The organism is Duganella sp. CT11-25 (genome assembly GCF_047302815.1).
GTDB lineage: Bacteria > Pseudomonadota > Gammaproteobacteria > Burkholderiales > Burkholderiaceae_D > Rugamonas.
This window is the reverse complement of sequence record NZ_JBKBFD010000001.1, coordinates 5,588,855-5,609,077: the sequence shown is the minus strand read 5'-3', so window position 1 is coordinate 5,609,077 and position 20,223 is coordinate 5,588,855. Positions and strand designations below refer to the sequence as shown.

The following is a 20,223-nucleotide window of genomic DNA, read 5'->3' as shown; positions in this document are numbered from 1 at the left end:
GAACCTTAGAAGGAGAAGTTGGCGAGTACATCGGGGGTGCCGGCATCCATCGCCTGCTGCTCTTTTTCCGCCATCTTGGCGGCGTCCCAGATCTCGAAGTGGGAACCCATGCCCATCATCATGACTTCGCGGTCGATGCCGGCGGCGGCGCGCAGCTCGGGCGAGACCAGGATGCGGCCGGCGGTGTCCATTTCGACGTCGGTGGCGTAACCGAGGAAAATGCGTTGCCAGGCGCGGGCCTGCATGGGCCAGCTGGCGATCTGTTGACGGTGTTGCTCCCACACGGGACGGGGGAACAGCATGACGCAGCCGTCGGGATGGCGCGTCAGGGTGAGGCGGCCTTCGCATTGGATCGACAGCGCGTCACGGTGCTTGGCAGGAATAGACATCCTGCCTTTTGCATCGAGATTGATTGCGGACGCGCCTTGAAACACGGGATTACCTTTGACCTCAGTATGGTTAGCGGAGCATGAACAGCGGCTTCCCTGTTTCATCTCCCCCGCCGCTAAGTCGGGTGAAATTTCCCACAAAAAGACACTTTTTCACACAGATGCCCACTTTAGTGGAAGCAAGAATAGTGGTCAAGCGCTTTCAAGCAATCGAAACAGCGATTTTATTAATGAAATTAAGGACTTAGCGCGATTCCTTGAAGCCAGCTAGAAATAAAATAGTTCAATAAATTAAGTACTTATGAAAGACTATGAATGTGCTACCTCATCTGTACCCATGTGTTTAGCCGCACTAAAACGGTGAGAATGTCGTTTAAAAAAAATTGAATTAAATGCATATAGTTGCAGACCGCCAACATTGCAGTAGCAAATCGACAACCGTCGACCAGGTGCCTGCAGGGGCTGGAAATTGGGGTATTTAAGAGAGGATAGTGCCAGTATGTCGCGCCAGGAGCGCAATTACGCGGAATGGGAAACCTTCAGAAAAACCTTGTACAACGATGCTCGCCTTCATCTACCTTCATGCTGCGGCGATTAACTTGTCTATACAAATTTACAGCTTGGCGCCAGCATGCAAGTCGCCATTATACGCCGCCGGCCAGTGTGAACTCCAATCGAATTCAGGCCCGGCCGGCCTGATTCGATGTCTTTTTCATCACACGGCCCATGCTTTCGCGCGCTCGACGGCGCGCGCCCATTGCGCCAGCAAGGCGGCGCGCTGGTCGGCGCCCATGACCGGCTCGAAGCGGCGTTCGCTGGCCCACTGGGCGGCGATTTCCTCCCGGCTGTCCCAGAAGCCGACCGCCAGGCCGGCCAGGTAGGCGGCGCCCAGCGCGGTGGTCTCCGTCACCTGCGGGCGCACCACCGGCACGCCCAGCAGATCGGCCTGGAACTGCATCAGCAAGTCGTTGCGGGCGGCGCCGCCGTCGGCGCGCACCTCGGTCAGCGGCAGCGAGGCATCCTTTTGCATGGCCGCCATCAGCTCGGCGCTCTGGTAGGCGATCGCCTCCAGCGCGGCGCGGGCGATGTGGGCGCGGTTGCTGCCCCGGCTCAGCCCGGTCAGCGAACCGCGCGCATACGGATCCCAGTGCGGCGCGCCCAGGCCGACAAAGGCCGGCACCATGAACACCCCGCCGCTGTCGGGCACGCTGGCGGCCAGCGCCTCGACGTCGCCGGATTTCTCGATGATGCCCAGCCCGTCGCGCAGCCACTGCACCGTGGCGCCGCCCATGAAGACGCTGCCCTCCAGCAGATAATCGGTGGCGCCGTCGATCCGCCAGCCCACCGTGGTCAGCAGCCGGTTGTGCGAGGCCACCGGATGGCGGCCCAGGTGCATCAGCATGAAGCAGCCGGTGCCGTAGGTGTTCTTGACCATGCCCGGCTGGTGGCAAGCCTGGCCGAAGGTCGCGGCCTGCTGGTCGCCGGCGATGCCGGCCACCGGGATCGCCACGCCGAACAGCGACGCCCTGGTATTGCCCACCTCCTCGCTGGACGACACCACCTGCGGCAGCATCTGCTCCGGGATATCGAACAGGTGCAGCAAATCGTGATCCCAGCGCATCAGGTGGATATTGAACAGCATGGTGCGGGCGGCATTGCTGACATCGGTGACGTGCTGCCCGGTCAGCTTGTACACCAGCCAGCTGTCGATGGTGCCGAACGCTAGCGCGCCGTTGCGCGCCCGTTCGCGCGCGCCGGGCACGTGATCGAGCAGCCATTTGAGCTTGGTGGCGGAAAAATAGGCGTCCAGCTCCAGGCCGGTGATGTCGGCGATCTTCCTCGCCTTGCCCTCGGCGCGCAGCGCTTCGCAGGTGCCGGCGGTGCGGCGGTCTTGCCAGACGATGGCCGGGGCGATCGGCTCGCCGGTCTTGCGGTCCCACACCACGGTGGTCTCGCGCTGGTTGGCGATGCCGATGGCGAGGATCTGGCTGCCATCGATGTGATTGTCCAGCAGGACTTTGCGGGCCACGGTGAGCTGGCTGTTCCAGATCTCGCTGGGGTCGTGCTCGACCCAGCCGGGCTGCGGGAAATGCTGGGGGAATTCCATGGCCGCGCTGCCGCGGATGTGGCCCTGGTGGTCGAACAGGATGGCGCGCGAACTGGTGGTGCCTTGATCCAAGGCCAGTATGTATTTTTTCATCGGCAGAGTCCCCGGTCGTCGCAGCGTGCGCTTCGATCCGGCGGCCGCCGCGAAATCATCTTATTAGTTGAAGCAAGCCGATAGGCCGGATTTTGTTACGGCACAGGCGAACCTGCGCTATGACAGCCATTCCTCTAGGCGCTGGATTACTCCAGCGCTCAAGCTTCCTACCCGCACGCTCCGCGAGCAGCATCATCGCGTGCCTATTTGGAATTGCACCAGGTGGAGGTTACCGCGTTTCACCGTAACTTAATACGCTCGTCTCTGTGGCCCTATTCCTCGCCTTATACCTTGGGCTTGCGCTTGCGGCTTTCAGCGGACGGCCGTTAACCGTCACCCCGCTCTATGGAGTCCGGACCTTCCTCCCGCCAGGCATTACGCGCTGGCCAGCGGCTGCCTGGCTTGCTTCAGGCGGTATTGTACCAGACGCGCCACCCCGCTAAATCTGTAATTTGGTGTCGCCATTCGGAAAGCCGCCCCCTCGGCCCGGCCGTAGAATGGCGCATACCGCACACCCTAGAGGCCAGAACCATGACGCAACCATCCCGCTCCGGCGGCCAGATCCTGGTCGACGCCCTGAAGATCCACGGCGTCGACACCGCTTTCGGCGTACCCGGCGAAAGCTACCTGGACGTACTCGACGCGCTGCACGACTCCGATATCCGCTTCATCATCAACCGCCAGGAAGGCGGCGCCGCCTTCATGGCCGACGCCTACGGCAAGATGACCGGCAAGCCGGGCATCTGCTTCGTCACCCGCGGCCCCGGCGCCACCAACGCCTCGATCGGCGTGCACACCGCCTACCAGGACTCGACGCCGATGATCTTGTTCATCGGCCAGGTCGGCAACGACTTCATCGACCGCGAAGCCTTCCAGGAAATCGACTACCGCCGCATGTACGGCCAGATGGCCAAGTGGGTCGCGCAGATCGACCGCGCCGACCGCATCCCGGAATACCTGGCGCGCGCCTTCCAGGTCGCCACCAGCGGCCGTCCCGGCCCGGTGGTGCTGGCGCTGCCGGAGGACATGCTGATCGACCAGGCGGTGGTGGCCGACACCCGCCGCTACCAGCCGGTGCAGGCCTCGCCGTCCGCCGCGCAGATCGAGACCGTGCGCGCCATGCTGGCCGGCGCCAAAAAGCCGCTGGTCCTGCTGGGCGGCGGCGGCTGGAACCAGCAGGCCTGCGCCGACCTGCGGCGCTTCGCCGAGGCCAACCAGCTGCCGGTGGCCTGCGCCTTCCGCTTCCAGGACTTGCTGGACAACGCCCACCCCAACTACATCGGCGATGTCGGCATCGGCATCAATCCGAAACTGGCCGCGCGCGTGCGCGAGGCCGACGTCATCCTCGCCATCGGCCCGCGCCTGGGCGAGATGACCACCGGCGGCTACGCGCTGATCGCCGCGCCGCTGCCGGCCCAGCGCCTGATCCACGTCCACGCGGACGCCGGGGAACTGGGCAGCGTCTACCAGGCCGAAGTGATGATCAACAGCGGCATGCCGCAAGTGGCGGCCATGCTGGCGGCGATGGCGCCGGTCGACAGCGGCGCCTGGCAAGGCACGCCGGCCGAGGCCCGCGCCGAGCTGGCCGCATGGCAGGAGCAACCGGCCATCTTCAAGGACGGCAAGGCGCCGCTGGACTTGTGGCAGGTGGTGCGGCAGATCGACCGCATCGCGCCGCACGACACCATCATCACCAACGGCGCGGGCAATTACGCGACCTGGGCGCACCGCTTCCACCGCTACGGCGGCATGCGCACGCAGCTGGCGCCGACCAGCGGCGCGATGGGCTACAGCGTGCCGGCCGGCGTGGCGGCCAAGCTCATCGACCCGGCGCGCACCGTGATCACCTTCGCCGGCGACGGCGAGTACATGATGAACGGCCAGGAACTGGCCACCGCCGTGCAATACCAGGCGGGCGTGGTCATCATCGTGTTCAACAACGGCATGTTCGGCACCATCCGCATGCACCAGGAACTGCATTACCCGGGCCGCGTGTCGGGCACGCAACTGCACAATCCTGATTTCGCGGCGCTGGCCGCGGCCTATGGCGCGCACGGCGAAGTGGTGACGGCGACGGCGGAATTCGGCCCGGCGCTGGAGCGCGCGCTGGCGCACGCCAACAGCAAGCACCTGCCGGCGCTGATCGAGCTGCGCTACGACGGCGACCTGATCACCCCGGGCGCCACGCTGGAAACCATCCGCAAGAACGCGGAAGCGGCGAAGGCCGCCAGGTAAGCGGCGAAGGCCGCCGGCCTACAAACCGGCGGTCGTGTTCGGCTCGTTGTCGAGCAGCGGCGTCTCTTCTTTTTTCTTTTTCGGCTCGGGGCAGGCGCGGCAGGTGCCGGCCTTGCGGCCGAAGTCCGTCACCAGCGGCAGCCGCATCGGCACCGCCTCGTCGCCGCAATAGCCGCCATCGAGCACCAGCGTCCTGCCGCCGTCGGCCACCTTGCCGCTGATGGTGCGCTCTTCCTCGTCCGGCGGCTGCACCGTGAAATACAGCTGCTGCCCGCGCGGATCGATATTGACGTCGCTGGCCACCACCGGCCAGCTCAGGCCGCCGGCCGTGTATTCGTACAGCACCGTATCGACTTCGGCAAAGCGCTGCAGCGTGATGCGCTGGCCGCCGAATTCGCCGCTGCCGGCATGCACGCACAAATCGGAAAACACCACCATGCCATAGCGCGGCAGGCCCGCAGGCTTGCGGCCGGCCTTCTTGGGCGCGGCCAGCACGGCGCAGGAGGCCAGCAGGAGAGCGCCGGCAAATGCGGCGCGTCGGGTCATCGTCATGGTGTCGGCTTTCAGATCGGCTTGCAGAAAAGAACAACGGCTGCACCAGGCAGCCGTTGTGGATTCTAACGCTGAATGATCAGATTAGAACGAGTGCTTCAGACCCAGGTTGAAGGCTTTGTCGCCCGTACCAGCTTCGGTGTTGTTACCAACGGTGTAGCCGGCACCGTTCTTGTTCTTGATCTTAGCGTAAGCAACATAGGTGCTGGTGCGCTTCGACAGAGCGTAGGAGTAGCCGATAGCCCACTGGTCAGCATCGCGGTTCGCGAATTCTTTGTCATTCTTGCGAATGAACGAAGCCATCACGGTGCCGGCGGTGTCGCCAACTGGTGCGGTCAGGCCGATCAGAGCGTCGGTGCTGTCTTGCGAAGCGATCGGAGCAACGGTGTAGCCGAACGAATTGGCGGTGTTGTTCAGAGGCGCGCTGTTCAGGCCCTTGTCTTTGCTGTAGGCGCCGTAGACTTTAACGATTTTGAAGTCGTAGTTGGCAGCGACCAGACCGTTGTGGCCAACGCCAGCGGTTTTCAGGGTAGCGGTGTCGTTGTTTTTGCTGTTGTAAGCAACTGCAACGTTCAGAGGACCGTTGTTGTAACCCAGCGATGCGCCGATTTGACGAGCAGCCGATGCGTCGCCTGCGGTTTCGCCCAGGCTGTACGAAACAGCGCCGGTGAAGCCTTGCAGGTTAGGGGTTTTGTAGACAACAGCGTTGCTGTTGCGGGTCATGAAGCTGGCCACTGGGAACAGGTTCTTGGCGGTACCAGCGTAGCCCATTGCGAATGGGTCGCCGACGTCGCGCAGGGTTTCGTAGTACGGAGTGTACTGACGGCCCAGGGTCAGGGTACCAGCGGTCTTCGACGACAGGCCAACATAGGCTTCGCGGTTGAACAGGGTGCTGGTGGTGTTGTCCAGGGTGCCGTCGTCGATGCGCGCGCCGGTTTCCAGTTTGAAGATTGCGCTCAGACCGCCACCCAGATCTTCGGTGCCTTTGAAGCCGATGCGGGAAGCCGAAGCCGCGCCGCTGGTCACTTTGGTGGTGGTGCCAGCTGCGCCGCCGCGCTCGCTAACGATGCCGGCGTCCAGGATACCGTAGATCGTCACGTTCGATTGTGCGAACGCTGCGGAGCTCATTGCGCCCAGAACGGCGATAGCGATAAGGGATTTTTTCATTACGTATTTCCTTCAGTTTGTGTTGCTAAAAAGTAAAGCTAGTATGACGGCTAAATTCGGTGCTTATCGACGCCATCACAGGCGCCGTCTGTGCGTGAGGGCAAACTCCCCAGCTGCCACGTTGCGATCCCATCAATGGGACGCGTTCACTTAAGTTGCGGCCGATTTAATCGACGCCGGCTTTATCGCAGCGCTCCTTGAGCGCCGGAGGCGGCACTATACTGATGCTTCGCGTCTCCATCAAGTGTAAAAGCGCTCATGTTGGCCGCTTCGTTCTTGTCAGATTCTTAAAACGCCCGTATTTTACCGCATCGCAATATTTCCTGCCGATCAAGCGAACCAGCCTGATTTTCCGCGCGATGAACACGGTGCAGCAATCCGTTGTGCGGACCGCCCTAGTGACAAATGCAAGATCCTGCAGGTGACACTACATCGTCGTCGGACCAAGTAAAAATAGCCACATTGCTATTTCTAACGCCATTTTATACTGAAGCCCCCACGCGCTCGCCTCTACCGAATGGTAATAAGCTTACAACTCCGAACAATGGGTTGGGCTTTTATCAGGGCAAAATGGCGCCAAAACCAACTTTGCTCATAGTGTTAGCCCTCTATTTGTGTAGTAAGTTTGGCGCGCCGGGCATCATGTTGTCCTGCATCACCAATTTGTAAGAAATTGCTACCTGTGGTGTTTAGGAGACATTTTTTCTGCATAAACATGAATGAAATGCATACGGATCAGCCGTTGGCGGCGCGCTTGAGGGCACGCATCAGGGCCCCGAGCAGCGGAATTTTCTCGTACAGTTCCTCCGCCGCATCCCAGTAGTCGCGATGCAAGACGACCCGGCCGGCGGCGTCGAAGCGGACATGGGTGGCGCCGCGGATCACCTGATGACCCGCCGGCCAGCGCGCGAAACTGAAATGCAGCTCCCAGGTCAGGAAGGCCTGCTCCCCCTGCGCCATGCGTTCGAGTACCATGAAACGCGGTTCGCTCAGCTTTACAAACATATGCTCGAAGATGCGGATGATGGCGGCGTGCCCCTGCACATCGTTGAAGGGATCCTTGAAGCGCGCGTCGGCGGCGTAGACCTGGGCCAGCTGCGGCAGCGTCTGCGGCGTCAGCGCCTCGAAAAACGCCGTCAGGCGCGCCAGCGCGGATGCATACTCGGTCATAAGCGGGTCACCTTGGCGATCAGCCAGAAATACAGGCGGTACGGCAGCAGCCGCGCCAGTCTCAGGCTATTGGTAAATTTTCTTGGAAAGTGTATGTGGAAGCGGCCGCCTTCCATGCCGCGTATCAGCGCCTGCGCGGCCTGCGGCGCCGTCATCAGCTGCGGCATGGGAAAGTCGTTGCCCTTGGTGAGCGGCGTGTCGACAAAGCCGGGATTGATCTGGTACACCGCGATGCCTTTCGGCCGCAGATCGAAATACAGCGACTCGCTCAGGTTGATCAGCGCCGCCTTGGTCGGGCCGTAGACCAGCGCCTTCGGCAGGCCGCCGTAGCCTGCCACCGAGGCGACGATGCCGACGCCGCCGCTGCCCTGCTTGAGCAGCATCGGCAGCACCGTGTCGAGGCAATTGAACACGCCGCGCAGATTCAGGTCGATCAATCGGTTGGCGGCGGCCAGGTCGAAACTGTCGGCCCGCATTTCGCTGTAGCCACCGGCCACCACCAGCACCACATCGATGCGCGGCCAGCGGTCCAGGATCGCGTCGCGCGCGCGGACCACGCTGGCGTGGTCGGTCACGTCCAGCGCCAGCGCCAAAATCTGCGCCTGCGCCTGCGCTTCGCGCCGCGCCAGCCGGTCCAACGCTTCCTGGCGCCGCGCCGATACCGCCACGCGCGCGCCCTTGGCCAGCAACTGCTGCGCGGTCGCGGCGCCGATGCCGGTGGAGGCGCCGATGATCCATACATGCTTTCCGGCCCAGCTGTCGATGCGCGGGTTCAGGCTCATCGCCGCACCTGCTCGTCGCGGCGGGTGAAGGCCACCGTCAGGCTGCCCAGGCCGAAACCGAACTTGCTCATCGAGGCGCGGTTGAGCATGACGCGGTCGTCGATCAGGTAAAGCCAGTCGTCGAAGTCGACGTTATAGACCTTGCCGTCGACCGGCAGCGCCAGCACGTACTGCAGGCGCATGGCGTTGCCGGCGACTTCCACCGTGGCCGTGCCCACCACGTCGGGCGCGGTGCCGGTGTAGCGGCCCGGCGCGGTCTTGCGCAAGGTCCAGACGCGGCGCTGCGTGGTGCCGTCCGAGTAGCGGAACTCCTCGTCCAGCGTGCCGACGCCCCCTTCCCAATGGCAGCGCATCAGCACCGTGAAGCGTTTCTCCACCGTGCCGCTGCGGTCCTGGAACATGCCATGCACGTCCAGCGTGCCGTCGAAGTAGCGCTGGATATCGAGCTTGGGCGACTGGCTCGCGTAGTGCTCCGGCTGCACCGGCGAGGAACAGCCGGACAGCAGCGCCGTGCCGGCGATCAGGCAGGCGGCGAATAAACGGACAGGTTTCATGGGTAACTCCTTTTAGCAATCACGCAGGGGCGCGCGCCACAGCAGCGCGGCGGCCAGCAATTTCAAAAAACAGGGCAGCAAGGCGTAGGCGAACGACAGCGCGCCCATTCCCTGCTGGGTTCCGGGCACATAGCCCAGCCACCCGAGCGCCGGCAGCGCGACGCCGGCGGCCAGCGCCAAGCTCATTTGCACACCCCAGTTCCAGACGCCGAAGTAGGCCGCCTCGCGCCGGCCGCTGTCGCCGGCGCTGGCGATCACCCCGGCCAGCAGCGCGGGCGGCAGCGCCAGGTCGGCGCCCAGCGCGAGGCCGGACAGCATGCAGATGGCGCCGTAGGAGATCGCGTCGCCCGGGTCCAGGCCCCAGGCCCAGATGAAGACGGCGGCGGTCAGCAGCATGCTGCCGGCCCAGGCGCGGGCCTCGCCGACGCGCTGGGCGATGGCGGGCCAGGCGGCCAGCGAGGCGGCGGCGCTGGCGAAATACAGCAGCAGGAACAGGCCGGCGTTGGGACCGAGCTTGAGCCGGTCCTCGGCAAAGAACAGGAATAGCGTGGCCGGGATCGAAGCCGCCACGCCGTTGACCATCAGGACCAGGAACAGCGCGCGGAAGCGGCGCTGCCGGAACGGCGCCAGCAACGAAGCCAGGTCTTCGTGCAACGGCGCGACGGCCTGCGCGGCGGCGGCCGGTGGCGGCGGCGCCCTCAGCAGCAGGCAGGCGGCGGCCACCGACAGCACGGCGGCGAAGGCCAGGCTCAGCGCGTCGTAGCCGAACAGCGCCGGCACCGCGGCCGCCGTCATCACGCCCAGCAGGCCGCAGCCCTCGCGCACCGCCGCCAGCCGCGCGCGTTCGCCGGGGCGCTGGGTCAACGCCGCGCCCCAGCTTTGGTGGGCGATGGACGCCATGCCGAAGCCGACGTACGCCAGCATCAGCGCCGCCAGGAACCATGCCTGCTCCGGCACGCTCGCGGCGGCCGGCGCCGGCGGATGAAACAGCGCGCCATAGCCGGCCAGCAGCAGCGGCAGCGCGATCAGCACGAAGCGCGGATAGGCGCCGCCGGAGCGCGCGATCCACCAGCCCAGCAAGGGGTCGATGAACGCCGCCGCCATGCGCGCCGCCAGCAGCGCCGCACCGATCGCGGCCAACGTCAGGCCGCCGCGCTGCGCGTAGAACTGCGGCACATAGACATAGATGGGCAAGGCCAGCATCGCCAGCGGCATGCCGAACAGACCGTAGTGAAACATCGCGCGCCGGGACAACGGCTGCTTCATGGTTTGGGGCCGGCGTCGCGCAACAGCGCGGCGCGCAGCTTGCCGGCGCTGGTCGCGGGGTCCAGCCAGATGCCGAAGAAAGCCTGCGCGAAAGCCGGATCGGCCACCAGCGCCAGCTCCCTGCCGTCCTGGTAAAAGCGCGCGCCCCGCCCCGGCAGGAACACGCCGGTCAGCCGGCTGCCCTCCTTCACGTCCGGGAAGATGGCCTTCATCTTTTCCAGCCACGCGGCGCGCTGCGCCTCGGTGCCGGCGCCGATCTTCTCCATCTGTTCGGCGCTGGCCTCGGCGATCTTGCGGCCGTCAAGCGAGCGTGCATAGCGCAGGTCCAGCGCGAACGGCGTCGCCGGGGTGTAGCCCTGCGGACCGACCCACAGCTCGGCGGAGTAGATCGTCAGGCCGAACCAGGTAAACACGCCCTGCCCGGCCAGCCGCGCATGGCCCAGCTCGCGCGCCACGTGGGCCGGTTCGGCGCGCAGCGGCGCCCATGCCAGCAGCAGCACGCACAGGCAGCACCGCAGCAGCGCGCGCACGGCCTAATCCTTCACCAGCGTGAACTGCATCACATCGGTATTGCCGGCTCGGAAAGCCGCCTCGCAATAGGCCAGGTAAAACTCCCACGTCAGCATGAAGCGCTGGTCGAAGCCCTGCTCGGCCACCGCCGCGCGCTGCGCCAGGAAGCTGCCGCGCCACCGCAGCAGCGTATCGGCGTAGTCGATCCCGAAGCGGAATTCATCGGCCACGCGCAGGCCGTGCGCGGCCGCCATGGCGCGGAACGCCGACGGCGACGGCAGCATCCCGCCGGGGAAGATGTACTGCTGGATGAAGTCCGTGCCCTTGCGATAGCGCTCGAACAGCCCGTCGTCGATGGTGATGGTCTGGATGCAGGCGCGTCCGCCCGGCTTGAGGTTGCGCGCCACGCAGGCGAAGTAGCTCGGCCAGTAGCGCTCGCCGACCGCCTCGAACATTTCGATCGAGGCGACGGCGTCGAACTGGCCGTCGCAATCGCGATAGTCGCACAGGCGCAGGTCGGCTTGCGCAGCCAGGCCGGCCAGCTCCAGCCGCTGCCGCGCATACGCCAGCTGCCCGGTCGACAGGGTCAGCCCCGTCACGTGCGCCTGCGCTTCCCGCGCCGCCGTCTCGGCGAATCCGCCCCAGCCGCAGCCGATCTCCAGCACCCGCGCGCCGGGCCGCAGATCCAGCTGGCCGGCGATGCGGCGGTACTTGGCCATCTGCGCCGTCGCCAGGTCGCCGCCGTCGCCGGGGCGGAACAGCGCGCTCGAATAGGTCATCGTCGGGTCCAGCCACAGCGCGTAGAAGGCGTTGCCGATGTCGTAGTGGGCGTGGATGTTCTTGCGGCTGCCGGCGCGCGAGTTGCGGTTCATCAGGTGCTTCAGCCGGTACAACAGGCCGCCCCACCAGCTGCCGTAGACCAGCCGCTCGACCTCGTCGCGGTTGCGGATCAGCAGTTCGATCAGGCCGGGCAGGTTGTCGGTGCTCCAGTCCCCGGCGATGAAGGATTCGGCAAAGCCGATATCGCCGGAACGCAGCGCAGCGCCGCACAGCTTCCAGTTCTTCAGCTCCAGCACGATCGGGAAGGAGCCGTCGCCGAACAGCTGGTAGGCGCCGTCCGGGGGGTGCAGCAGCAGCGCGCCGTGCTTCAGGCCTTGCAGCATCTTGATGATCAGGCGCGCCGCCGCCGGCGGCTTGGACGAGGCATGGCCGGCCGGCAGCGGGGACGCCGGCGCGCGCAGGGAGTTTGTATTCATCGTGACACCTTCTGTGGAGGCGGGACAGGTTTGGAAAAGAACGGCACGCGGCGCAGCCATAGCTTGAGCGCCTGCCAGTGGATGCGGGCGACCACGCCGAAGGTCATCAGCGGATAGGCGCAGAAGGCGCGCGCCGCGTTGCCGTCGGTGAGCGGGGCGGCGCGACCGGAAAGGCTGGTCTGCAGCAGCGGCCCGAGCTCGTCGTCGTAGTCGATGCAGGCCAGCGTCTGTTCGCTGCCCGCGTGCGGGCCGGCGCCGCGGCGGCCGGAGAAGAAGCGGAAGCGGTAGCCGCCGCGCACCTCGCAGAACGGCGACACATGGAACACCTTGCGCGCCGCGAGCTCCTCGCCGACGCCGACGGCGGCGCCGGTCTCGAGCAGGTAGCAATGGCGCTCGCCGAAGGTGTTGCGCACGTCGGCGACGATCGCGCGCAGCGCGCCGTCGGCGCGGTGGCAAAACCAGAACGACACCGGATTGAACACATAGCCCAGCACGCGCGGCATGGTCTGCAGCCAGATCTCGCCGCCGGCGTCGTGCACGCCCGCCGCCGCCAGCAGGCTGTCTATCCATTGCAGCAGCGGCCGACCGTCGCCGTGGTCGCAGTCGTGGAACGACAGCAGGTTGCGGCGGTTGCGCGAGAACAGGCGGCAGCCGAAGCCGCGCTCGCCGAGCGCGCGCAGCGGCAGGCGGACGAAGTACATCCCGTAGCGGAAGCCGTGGCGCACCGGCCGCAGGCGCAGATGCCGCACCTGGCCAAAGCACAGCTGCGGCGCGGCGTCAGGCGGCATGGGCCACCTGCCCGCGCGCGGCGATGGCGGCGGCCACCGCCAGGCCCGATTTCAGGCCGTCCTCGTGGAAGCCGTAGCCGGTCCAGGCGCCGGCGAACCACACGCGGTCGCGGCCCTGGATGTCGGGCAGGCGCTGCTGCGCGGCCACCGCCGCCGCGTCGAACACCGGATGCGCATAAGAAAACTCGCGCAGCACGGCGCCGGCCGCCGGCTCCTGGATCGGATTGAGCGACACCATCAGCGGCTGCTCGAACGGCAAGGGCTGCAGCTTGTTCAACAGGTAGTGCACGCACACGCGCCGCGCGCCCTCGCCGTCGCCGCTGCCCTGGTAGTTCCACGCCGACCAGGCCTTGCGCGCGGCCGGCAGGCAGGACGTATCGGTGTGCAGCACCGCGCGGTTGGCCTGGTAGCGCACCGCCGCCAGCACCTCGCGCTCGGCGCCGCCGGCGTCGCCGAGCAGCGCCAGAGACTGGTCGCTGTGACAGGCCAGCACCACTTCGTCGAACAGCGCGCCGCCCTGCGCGGTCGCCACCGTCACGCCCTGCGGGCCGCGCGCGACCGACAGCACCGGCGTGTCCAGATGCCGCTCCGGTATCCCTTCCAGCAGGCGCTCGACGTAGCGGCGCGAACCGCCGCGCACCGTATGCCACCGAGGCCTGTCGTTCACCTGCAGCAAGCCGTGGTTGTGGCAAAACCGCACGAAGCTGGCCAGCGGGAAGGTCAGCATTTGCGCCGACGGGCACGACCAGATGCAGGCCGCCATCGGCAATAAATACCAATCGCGGAACTGGCTGCTGTATCCTTCGGATTGCAGGTAGGAACCCAGGCTGATCCGCGGCGCCGCGCCCCGCGCCAGCGCGGTGGCGGCCTGGTTGAACCGCAGAATATCGCGCAGCATGCGCAGGAACGCCGGCCGCGCCAGATTGCGGCGCTGGCAAAACACCTGGTCCAGGTTGCCGCCGGCCCACTCCAGCATGCGCCCGCCCGCCGGCACCTTGATGGAGAAGCCCATGTCGCTGGGCGCCGTGTCCACGCCCAGCTCATTGAACAGCGCGGTCAGTTGCGGGTACGTACGATGGTTAAACACCAGGAAGCCGGTGTCGACACCATGCGTGACGCCACGAAAAGTTACGTCCACCGTGTTACTGTGGCCGCCGAAGTAATTGCCGCACTCAAACAGGCGCACCGCGTGGCCGGCCTTCACCAGCCGATAGGCGCAGGACAAACCTGAGATTCCGCTACCTACAACAGCTATTTTCATTATTTTTCACCGGGTTGAAATATTTTTGTCCTGGACAAAACAGGGGCGAAGACGATAATCAGTTAAATAGTTCTAGATGTCAACTGTGTGTCGTGGACAAGCTCTTTCTTGCAAGTTATACGCGGCGCAAGCCGATTTGGATGCGATACTTTCGCGCCCGAAACGAATGTAAAATGCAGGTCGCGTTAAGGCCCAACCGCCCGAGACGCACGTGCACCCAAACTCCGTGCCAACCCTCGCGACTGCCCAAAACCGCGGCCGCTTAAATGCCTGATGACAACTAAAGATTCCTCACAACCTGTATCAAGCACGATCAGCGACGTCGAGCGCGATACCGGCGTGGCCAAGGAAACCCTGCGCGTGTGGGAACGGCGTTACGACTTCCCGCAGCCGCTGCGCGACCCGAACGGCGAGCGCGTCTATCCGATCGAACAAGTCCACAAGCTGCGCCTGGTCAAGCGGCTGATCGACCTCGGCTTCCGTCCCGGCAAAGTCATCAAGTACAGCGCCGACGAATTGCAGGCGCTGACCGGCAAGGCCACCGGCAGCGCCAACGGCGCCTCGTCGACGGCGCCGGAACTGCAAACCTACCTGGAATTATGCAAAAGCCATCAAATGGAGGCGCTGCGCCGCAAGCTGTCGCAGGCGCTGCTGATGATGGGCTTGAAGAGCTTTGTGATCGAGCTGGTGGCGCCGCTGACCACGCTGGTCGGCGAAGCCTGGGCCAGCGGCGCGCTGGCCACGTTTGAAGAACACTTATATACAGAGTCGCTGACGGTGGTGATGCGCAGCGCGGTCTTCGCCATGCCGCAAGCCAACGCCAGCAACGCCGGCGCGCCGCGCATCATGCTGACCACCTTGCCGCAGGAACGCCACGGCCTGGGTCTGCTGATGGCCGAAGCCATGTGCGTGGCCGAGGGCGCCCACTGCATCTCGCTGGGCGTGCAGACGCCGCTGCTCGACATCGTCGAGGCGGCGCGCGTGCAGCGGGTCGACATCGTCGCGCTGTCGTTCTCGGTGGCGATGAATCCGCGCCAGGCGCTGGACGGCCTGGCCGAGCTGCATACCCGCCTCAACGGCTGCGCCGAGCTGTGGGCCGGCGGCGGCAACGCCGCGCTCAAGCGCCGCCGCCCGCCCTATGTGCGGGTATTCGCGCTGGCCGACATCAGCGCCGCCATCGCCGAATGGCGCATGCGCCACACCAGCGCCGCCTCCGCCTGAGGGCGGCCGCGCGGCGCTCTGGTAAAATAAGCACATTTCCCCATGTCCGGCGCTGCCGGGCATCAGCTTGAAGCGCCCCCAACCACACATCCATGTTTAGTTTCTTCAAGAAAAAACCTGTCGCCCCCGACGTGCCCGAGGCAATCGCTCCCGCACCCGTCCACGCTCCCGCCCCGTCCGACGCCCCGCCCCTGCTGCCCATCGAAGAACCGGCGCAGAAGCAGTCGTGGATGTCGCGCCTGAAGGCCGGCCTGTCCAAGACCTCCAACAACCTGTCCATCCTGTTTGTCGGCGCCAAGATCGACGACGCACTGTACGAGGAACTGGAGGCGGCGCTGCTGATGTCCGACGCCGGCATCGACGCCACCCAGTACCTGCTCGACGCGCTCAGGCAAAAGGTCAAGGACGACAAGCTGCTCGACGCCGCCGCCGTCAAGGCCGCGCTCAAGGAATTGATGATCGCCCTGCTGACCCCGCTGCAGCGCAACTTCGAGCTGGGCCGCCACCAGCCGACGGTGATGATGATTTCCGGCGTCAACGGCGCCGGCAAGACCACCACCATCGGCAAGCTGGCCAAGCACATGCAGTCGCACGGGCAGTCGGTGCTGCTGGCCGCCGGCGACACCTTCCGCGCCGCCGCCCGCGAGCAGCTGATGGTCTGGGGCCAGCGCAACAACATCACGGTGATTTCGCAAGCGTCGGGCGACCCGGCCGCGGTCTCGTTCGACGCCGTGCAGTCCGGCAAGGCCAAGGGCCTGGACGTGGTCATGATCGACACCGCCGGCCGCCTGCCGACCCAGCTGCACCTGATGGAGGAGCTGAAGAAGGTCCAGCGCGTCATCGGCAAGGGCATGGAGGGCGCGCCGCACGAAACGCTGCTGGTGATCGATGGCAATACCGGGCAAAATGCGCTGGCGCAGGTCAAGGCCTTCGACGACGCCCTCAAGCTGACCGGCCTGGTGATCACCAAGCTGGACGGCACGGCCAAGGGCGGCGTGCTGGCGGCGATCGCCCGCGTGCGCCCGGTGCCGGTGTACTTCATCGGCATCGGTGAAAAAATTGAAGACCTGCAGCCCTTCGTGGCTGCCGAATTTGTCGAAGCTTTGTTGGGATAATGCCTACATGATCGAATTCCGGAACGTCTCGAAACAATACTCCCCCGATGCGATGGCGCTGCGCGACGTCTCGCTCACGGTAGAAAAAGGCGAACTGGTCTTCCTCGCCGGCCCCTCCGGGGCCGGCAAATCCACCCTGCTGAAGATGATCGCGGCCATGGAACGCCCCAGCGCCGGGCACGTCATCGTCAACGGCCAGGACATCGCCAAGATCAAGTCCAGCGCCGTGCCCTTCCTGCGCCGCAACCTGGGGCTGATCTTCCAGCAGCAGCGCCTGCTCACCGACCGCAGCATCCTGGCCAACGTCATGCTGCCGCTGCTGGTGACGGGCGCCTCGCGCCACCAGGCCGAGCAGCGCGCGCGCGCCGCGCTCGACAAGGTCGGCCTGCTGGACCGCGCCGATGCGCAGCCGCTGGCCCTGTCCGGCGGCGAACAGCAGCGCGTGTCGATCGCGCGCGCCATCGTCAACCGCCCGCAAGTGATCCTGGCCGACGAACCGACCGCCAACCTCGACCGCGCCAGCGCCAATAAAGTGCTGGATGCGCTCAAGGCGTTCCACTCGGTCGGCGTCACCTGCGTCATTTCCAGCCACGACGAGCAGATGCTGGATGCGGCCGCGCGCGTCATCCATCTCAATCAAGGCCAGCTGGAGGTGCCGGCATGACTTACTGGTTCCGCCAACACCGCTACGCGCTGGCCGCGGCGCTGGTCCACCTGCGCCGCTCGCCGGGCGGCTTCCTGTTCAATATATTGGTGGTGGCGATCGCGCTGGCCCTGCCGTTCACCGGCGTGACCCTGCTCGACAACGTGCGCCCGATGTCCGAGCAACTGTCGGTCGATCCTGAAATCAGCGTGTTCCTGAAGCAGGACACGCCGCGCGAGCAGGCCGAAGGACTGGCCGTGCTGCTGCGCCAGACGGTCAGGGACAAGCAGGCCAAGATCGTCTTCACGCCGCGCGAAAAAGCGCTGGACAGCCTGAAAACCAAGAGCGGCCTGGCCGACGTGCTGACCACGCTGGGCGAGAACCCGCTGCCGGACAGCTATGTGCTAAAGCTGGACGCCTTCCGCAATGCCCAGGCCGGCGGCGACGTCGACCAGCTGGCCGAGCAGATCCGCGCGCTGCCGGGCGTCGACACCGTGCAGGTCGACTCGGCCTGGGTCAAGCGCCTGGCCGCGCTGCTCAACGTGCTGCGCCTGGCGCTGCTGCTGCTGGCCGCGACCCTGGGCACGGTGGTGATCGCGGTGATCTTCAACACCATCCGCCTGCAGGTGATGACCCAGCGCGAGGAAATCCTGGTCTCCAAGCTGATCGGCGCGACCGACAGCTTCATCCACCGCCCGTTCTACTACACCGGCGCCCTGCTGGGCCTGTGCGCCGGCGGCCTGGCGCTGGCCGCCGTCTCGCTGGCGCTGCGCCCGCTGAACACCGCGATTGCCGAATTCGCAAGATTGTACGCCTCGGAATTCCAGCTGGCGCCGCTGCCGCCGCTGGCGATGGCCGGCCTGCTGGCCCTGTCGGCCGGCCTCGGCCTGATCGGCGCGCTGCTGTCCGTGCAGCGCCACCTCTCCAAGCTCAACTAGCCCGGTCCGGCTGAACCGTCGCCTCGGCCCTTCCGTGCGTCCGCGCACCGAAGGGCCCACCTGCCCTCCCTATGATTAAGTCTGGCCTAAGCTCCATCGCGCATGCTGTTTAAAAGAAGCCATGATGCTTAAAAACCTCATAGTATTTTTACTATCAAGCCGATAAATATTTGGTGATTGGCACTCAACGAAGGAGAGTGCTAATATACGTGAACTGAAGAGCAATGAGTTCTCTGCAGCAACTGTCACACCATCGAGCGAAGGAATGAAAATGAATATGATGTCCGCACCGACCGCGTTGGTACCTGCCAACAATAGTGCTCTGGGACTCGGGTTCACTGGCAACCTGGGGAACCTGGACGCCTACATTTCGGCCGTCAACCGCCTGCCGATGCTGACGCACGACGATGAAATCTCGCTGGCCAAGCGCCTGAAAGAGCAAAACGACCTGGGCGCCGCGCAGGAGCTGGTGCTGTCGCACCTGCGCCTGGTGGTCTCGATCGCCCGCGGCTACCTGGGCTACGGCCTGCCGCACGCCGATCTGATCCAGGAAGGCAATATCGGCCTGATGAAAGCGGTCAAGCGCTTCGATCCGGACCAGGGCGTGCGCCTGGTGTCCTATGCGATGCACTGGATCAAGGCCGAGATGCATGAATACATCCTGAAAAACTGGCGCCTGGTCAAAGTGGCGACGACGAAGGCGCAGCGCAAGCTGTTCTTCAACCTGCGCAGCCACAAGACCGGCCTGGACGCGATGACGCCGGCGCAGATCGACCAGCTGGCCAAGACGCTGGACGTCAAGCGCGAAGAAGTGATCGAAATGGAAACCCGCCTGAGCGGCCGCGACATCGCGCTGGAATCGCCGAACGATGATGAAGATGACAAGTTCGCGCCGATCGCCTACCTGTCGTCCGAGCACAGCGAACCGACCCGCGTGCTGGAAGCCGAACAGGTGACCCGTCTGCAATCGGAAGGCCTGGAGCAGGCGCTGGGCAAGCTGGACGCCCGTTCGCGCCGCATCGTCGAAGCCCGCTGGCTGGCCAACGACGACGGTTCCGGCGCCACGCTGCACACGCTGGCGGACGAATTCGGCGTATCGGCCGAGCGCATCCGCCAGATCGAATCGGCCGCGCTGAAGAAAATGAAAGGCTCGCTGGCGGCGTTCGTCTAAGCCGCCCGGGCAAAAAAAACCCTCCAGCCTGAACGCGATCGCGTCCGGTGCCGGAGGGTTTTTTGTTCTTTTGCTGTGTGATTAAGCCGCCAGGCCCTTGGCCAGCAGCGTTGCCACCAGCTGGTTCATGTCCAGCGCGCGTTCCTTGGCCTGCGCGTGCAGTTGTTGCACCAGGTCGCCGTTCAGCTTGACCGCGAACGGCACCAGTCCCAACTCTTGATCGCGCTTGCGTTGTTCTTTCTTGTCGACGACGTCAGCCGCCTTGCCGAAACCGGCCGCTCCCGGGGCAGCCATCTTGCCCATCAGTTTTTTGGCGTCACTTTTCGCCATGCCGGTTTTTTTCATGATGTGTCCTGGTTGATTCAAAGCAGACATTCTACGCAGCTTGGAGCGGGCGCGCCGACTTAGTTTGACCCAACGCTGCATGCGTGCGGTTCGTGCGCCGCCGGCGTGATCTTTTTGCTAAGCTTGCCTCACACTGACGGAGGTCGATCATGAAAAAAACCATATTGCGGCAGTTGCTGGTCCTGCCCCTGCTCGCCGCCATCATGGCCATGCTGTATGCCTGCGGCGCCGCCTCCGGCGCGGGGCGCCAGGCCGCGCCGGCCGCCCCGGCGCGCTTCGCCACCACCTATGTCTTGCGCCAGGGCGCCAGCGTCGCCATCGCGCCGGCCGCCACTCCCGGCGTGGCCGGCGCCGTCGGCAGCGCGCCCGTGGTGCGGCTGGAGCGCGTCAACGACAGCCGCTGCCGCGTCGGCGCCGTCTGCGTCTGGGCCGGCTACATCAGCTACAGCTTCACGCTGACCCAGCCCGACGGCGGCACCAGCAACTTCGTGCTGTCCGACAGCATGCCCAACGGTACGCCCAGCGTCACCCAGGGCGGCCTGACCTTCACGCTGGCCGGCGTCGAGCCGCAAGCGGTCCCGGCCAAAAATGAACCGGCGCCGGATTATCGGGTAAGCTTAAAGGTGAGCAATATTTCCTCACCTTGACCCGAGCCCGCGA

The 20,223-nt window shown here is 65.2% G+C and carries 20 protein-coding genes and 1 other RNA gene; 7 read left to right on the top strand and 14 right to left on the bottom strand.

Annotation, left to right across the window (positions count from 1 at the left end):
* Positions 1-5: 5 nt before the first annotated feature.
* The 3 genes from mraZ to rnpB form a co-directional block, all read right to left on the bottom strand.
* On the bottom strand, positions 6-434 hold the full coding sequence (gene mraZ, locus ACEN9F_RS24270) for a division/cell wall cluster transcriptional repressor MraZ (RefSeq protein ID WP_413424123.1): 429 nt from the start codon (positions 432-434) through the stop codon (positions 6-8).
* 670 nt (positions 435-1,104) lie between these two features.
* Positions 1,105-2,589, bottom strand: coding sequence for a glycerol kinase GlpK (glpK, locus tag ACEN9F_RS24265; RefSeq protein ID WP_413424121.1), 1,485 nt, complete (start codon positions 2,587-2,589; stop codon positions 1,105-1,107).
* A 65-nt stretch (positions 2,590-2,654) separates the two neighbouring features.
* Positions 2,655-2,998: RNase P RNA component class A (rnpB, locus tag ACEN9F_RS24260), an RNA gene on the bottom strand.
* Positions 2,999-3,120: 122 nt separating this feature from the next.
* On the opposite strand from rnpB, the gene ACEN9F_RS24255 reads away from it, so the two are divergent.
* Positions 3,121-4,824: a thiamine pyrophosphate-binding protein gene (locus tag ACEN9F_RS24255; RefSeq protein WP_413424119.1), complete on the top strand. Its 1,704-nt coding sequence runs from the start codon at positions 3,121-3,123 to the stop codon at positions 4,822-4,824.
* An 18-nt stretch (positions 4,825-4,842) separates the two neighbouring features.
* Here ACEN9F_RS24255 and ACEN9F_RS24250 read toward each other — a convergent pair whose 3' ends face one another.
* The 10 genes from ACEN9F_RS24250 to ACEN9F_RS24205 form a co-directional block, all read right to left on the bottom strand.
* A complete protein-coding gene (locus ACEN9F_RS24250; RefSeq protein ID WP_413424117.1) occupies positions 4,843-5,376 on the bottom strand; it encodes a hypothetical protein in 534 nt (177 codons plus the stop codon).
* Between the two features lie 84 nt (positions 5,377-5,460).
* Positions 5,461-6,543: a porin gene (locus ACEN9F_RS24245; RefSeq protein WP_413424115.1), complete on the bottom strand. Its 1,083-nt coding sequence runs from the start codon at positions 6,541-6,543 to the stop codon at positions 5,461-5,463.
* A gap of 735 nt (positions 6,544-7,278) precedes the next feature.
* Positions 7,279-7,713: a nuclear transport factor 2 family protein gene (locus ACEN9F_RS24240; protein WP_413424113.1), complete on the bottom strand. Its 435-nt coding sequence runs from the start codon at positions 7,711-7,713 to the stop codon at positions 7,279-7,281.
* A complete protein-coding gene (locus tag ACEN9F_RS24235) occupies positions 7,710-8,495 on the bottom strand; it encodes an SDR family NAD(P)-dependent oxidoreductase (RefSeq protein WP_413424111.1) in 786 nt (261 codons plus the stop codon). The genes ACEN9F_RS24240 and ACEN9F_RS24235 overlap by 4 nt, the downstream gene beginning before the upstream one ends.
* Positions 8,492-9,049 (bottom strand): DUF3833 domain-containing protein, encoded by a 558-nt coding sequence (locus ACEN9F_RS24230; RefSeq protein ID WP_413424109.1) that lies wholly within the window; start codon positions 9,047-9,049, stop codon positions 8,492-8,494. Before ACEN9F_RS24230 ends, ACEN9F_RS24235 begins: the two co-directional genes overlap by 4 nt.
* A 12-nt stretch (positions 9,050-9,061) precedes the next feature.
* Complete coding sequence (locus ACEN9F_RS24225; protein ID WP_413424107.1) at positions 9,062-10,315, bottom strand: MFS transporter; 1,254 nt, start codon at positions 10,313-10,315, stop codon at positions 9,062-9,064.
* Positions 10,312-10,845, bottom strand: coding sequence for a chalcone isomerase family protein (locus ACEN9F_RS24220; RefSeq protein ID WP_413424105.1), 534 nt, complete (start codon positions 10,843-10,845; stop codon positions 10,312-10,314). The genes ACEN9F_RS24225 and ACEN9F_RS24220 overlap by 4 nt, the downstream gene beginning before the upstream one ends.
* A 3-nt stretch (positions 10,846-10,848) precedes the next feature.
* Positions 10,849-12,081 (bottom strand): class I SAM-dependent methyltransferase, encoded by a 1,233-nt coding sequence (locus ACEN9F_RS24215; protein ID WP_413424103.1) that lies wholly within the window; start codon positions 12,079-12,081, stop codon positions 10,849-10,851.
* Positions 12,078-12,869, bottom strand: a complete 792-nt coding sequence (locus ACEN9F_RS24210; RefSeq protein WP_413424101.1) for a DUF1365 domain-containing protein — start codon at positions 12,867-12,869, stop codon at positions 12,078-12,080. The genes ACEN9F_RS24215 and ACEN9F_RS24210 overlap by 4 nt, the downstream gene beginning before the upstream one ends.
* Positions 12,859-14,130, bottom strand: coding sequence for an NAD(P)/FAD-dependent oxidoreductase (locus tag ACEN9F_RS24205; RefSeq protein ID WP_413424099.1), 1,272 nt, complete (start codon positions 14,128-14,130; stop codon positions 12,859-12,861). Before ACEN9F_RS24205 ends, ACEN9F_RS24210 begins: the two co-directional genes overlap by 11 nt.
* 273 nt (positions 14,131-14,403) lie before the next feature.
* On the opposite strand from ACEN9F_RS24205, the gene ACEN9F_RS24200 reads away from it, so the two are divergent.
* The 5 genes from ACEN9F_RS24200 (at position 14,404) to rpoH (ending at position 19,218) form a co-directional block, all read left to right on the top strand.
* Positions 14,404-15,351 (top strand): MerR family transcriptional regulator, encoded by a 948-nt coding sequence (locus tag ACEN9F_RS24200; protein WP_413424097.1) that lies wholly within the window; start codon positions 14,404-14,406, stop codon positions 15,349-15,351.
* A 92-nt stretch (positions 15,352-15,443) separates the two neighbouring features.
* Positions 15,444-16,466, top strand: a complete 1,023-nt coding sequence (gene ftsY / locus ACEN9F_RS24195; protein WP_413424095.1) for a signal recognition particle-docking protein FtsY — start codon at positions 15,444-15,446, stop codon at positions 16,464-16,466.
* Between the two features lie 7 nt (positions 16,467-16,473).
* A complete protein-coding gene (ftsE, locus tag ACEN9F_RS24190; protein WP_413424093.1) occupies positions 16,474-17,130 on the top strand; it encodes a cell division ATP-binding protein FtsE in 657 nt (218 codons plus the stop codon).
* Positions 17,127-18,047, top strand: a complete 921-nt coding sequence (gene ftsX / locus ACEN9F_RS24185) for a permease-like cell division protein FtsX (protein ID WP_413424091.1) — start codon at positions 17,127-17,129, stop codon at positions 18,045-18,047. The genes ftsE and ftsX overlap by 4 nt, the downstream gene beginning before the upstream one ends.
* A gap of 271 nt (positions 18,048-18,318) precedes the next feature.
* Positions 18,319-19,218: an RNA polymerase sigma factor RpoH gene (gene rpoH / locus ACEN9F_RS24180; protein ID WP_413424089.1), complete on the top strand. Its 900-nt coding sequence runs from the start codon at positions 18,319-18,321 to the stop codon at positions 19,216-19,218.
* An 81-nt stretch (positions 19,219-19,299) separates the two neighbouring features.
* Here the strand turns inward: rpoH and ACEN9F_RS24175 are convergent, their stop codons facing one another.
* The gene (locus ACEN9F_RS24175) at positions 19,300-19,563 is read right to left on the bottom strand and encodes a hypothetical protein (protein WP_413424087.1); all 264 of its coding nucleotides are present in this window, start codon (positions 19,561-19,563) and stop codon (positions 19,300-19,302) included.
* 149 nt (positions 19,564-19,712) lie between these two features.
* On the opposite strand from ACEN9F_RS24175, the gene ACEN9F_RS24170 reads away from it, so the two are divergent.
* The gene (locus ACEN9F_RS24170; protein WP_413424085.1) at positions 19,713-20,210 is read left to right on the top strand and encodes a hypothetical protein; all 498 of its coding nucleotides are present in this window, start codon (positions 19,713-19,715) and stop codon (positions 20,208-20,210) included.
* Positions 20,211-20,223: the final 13 nt, after the last annotated feature.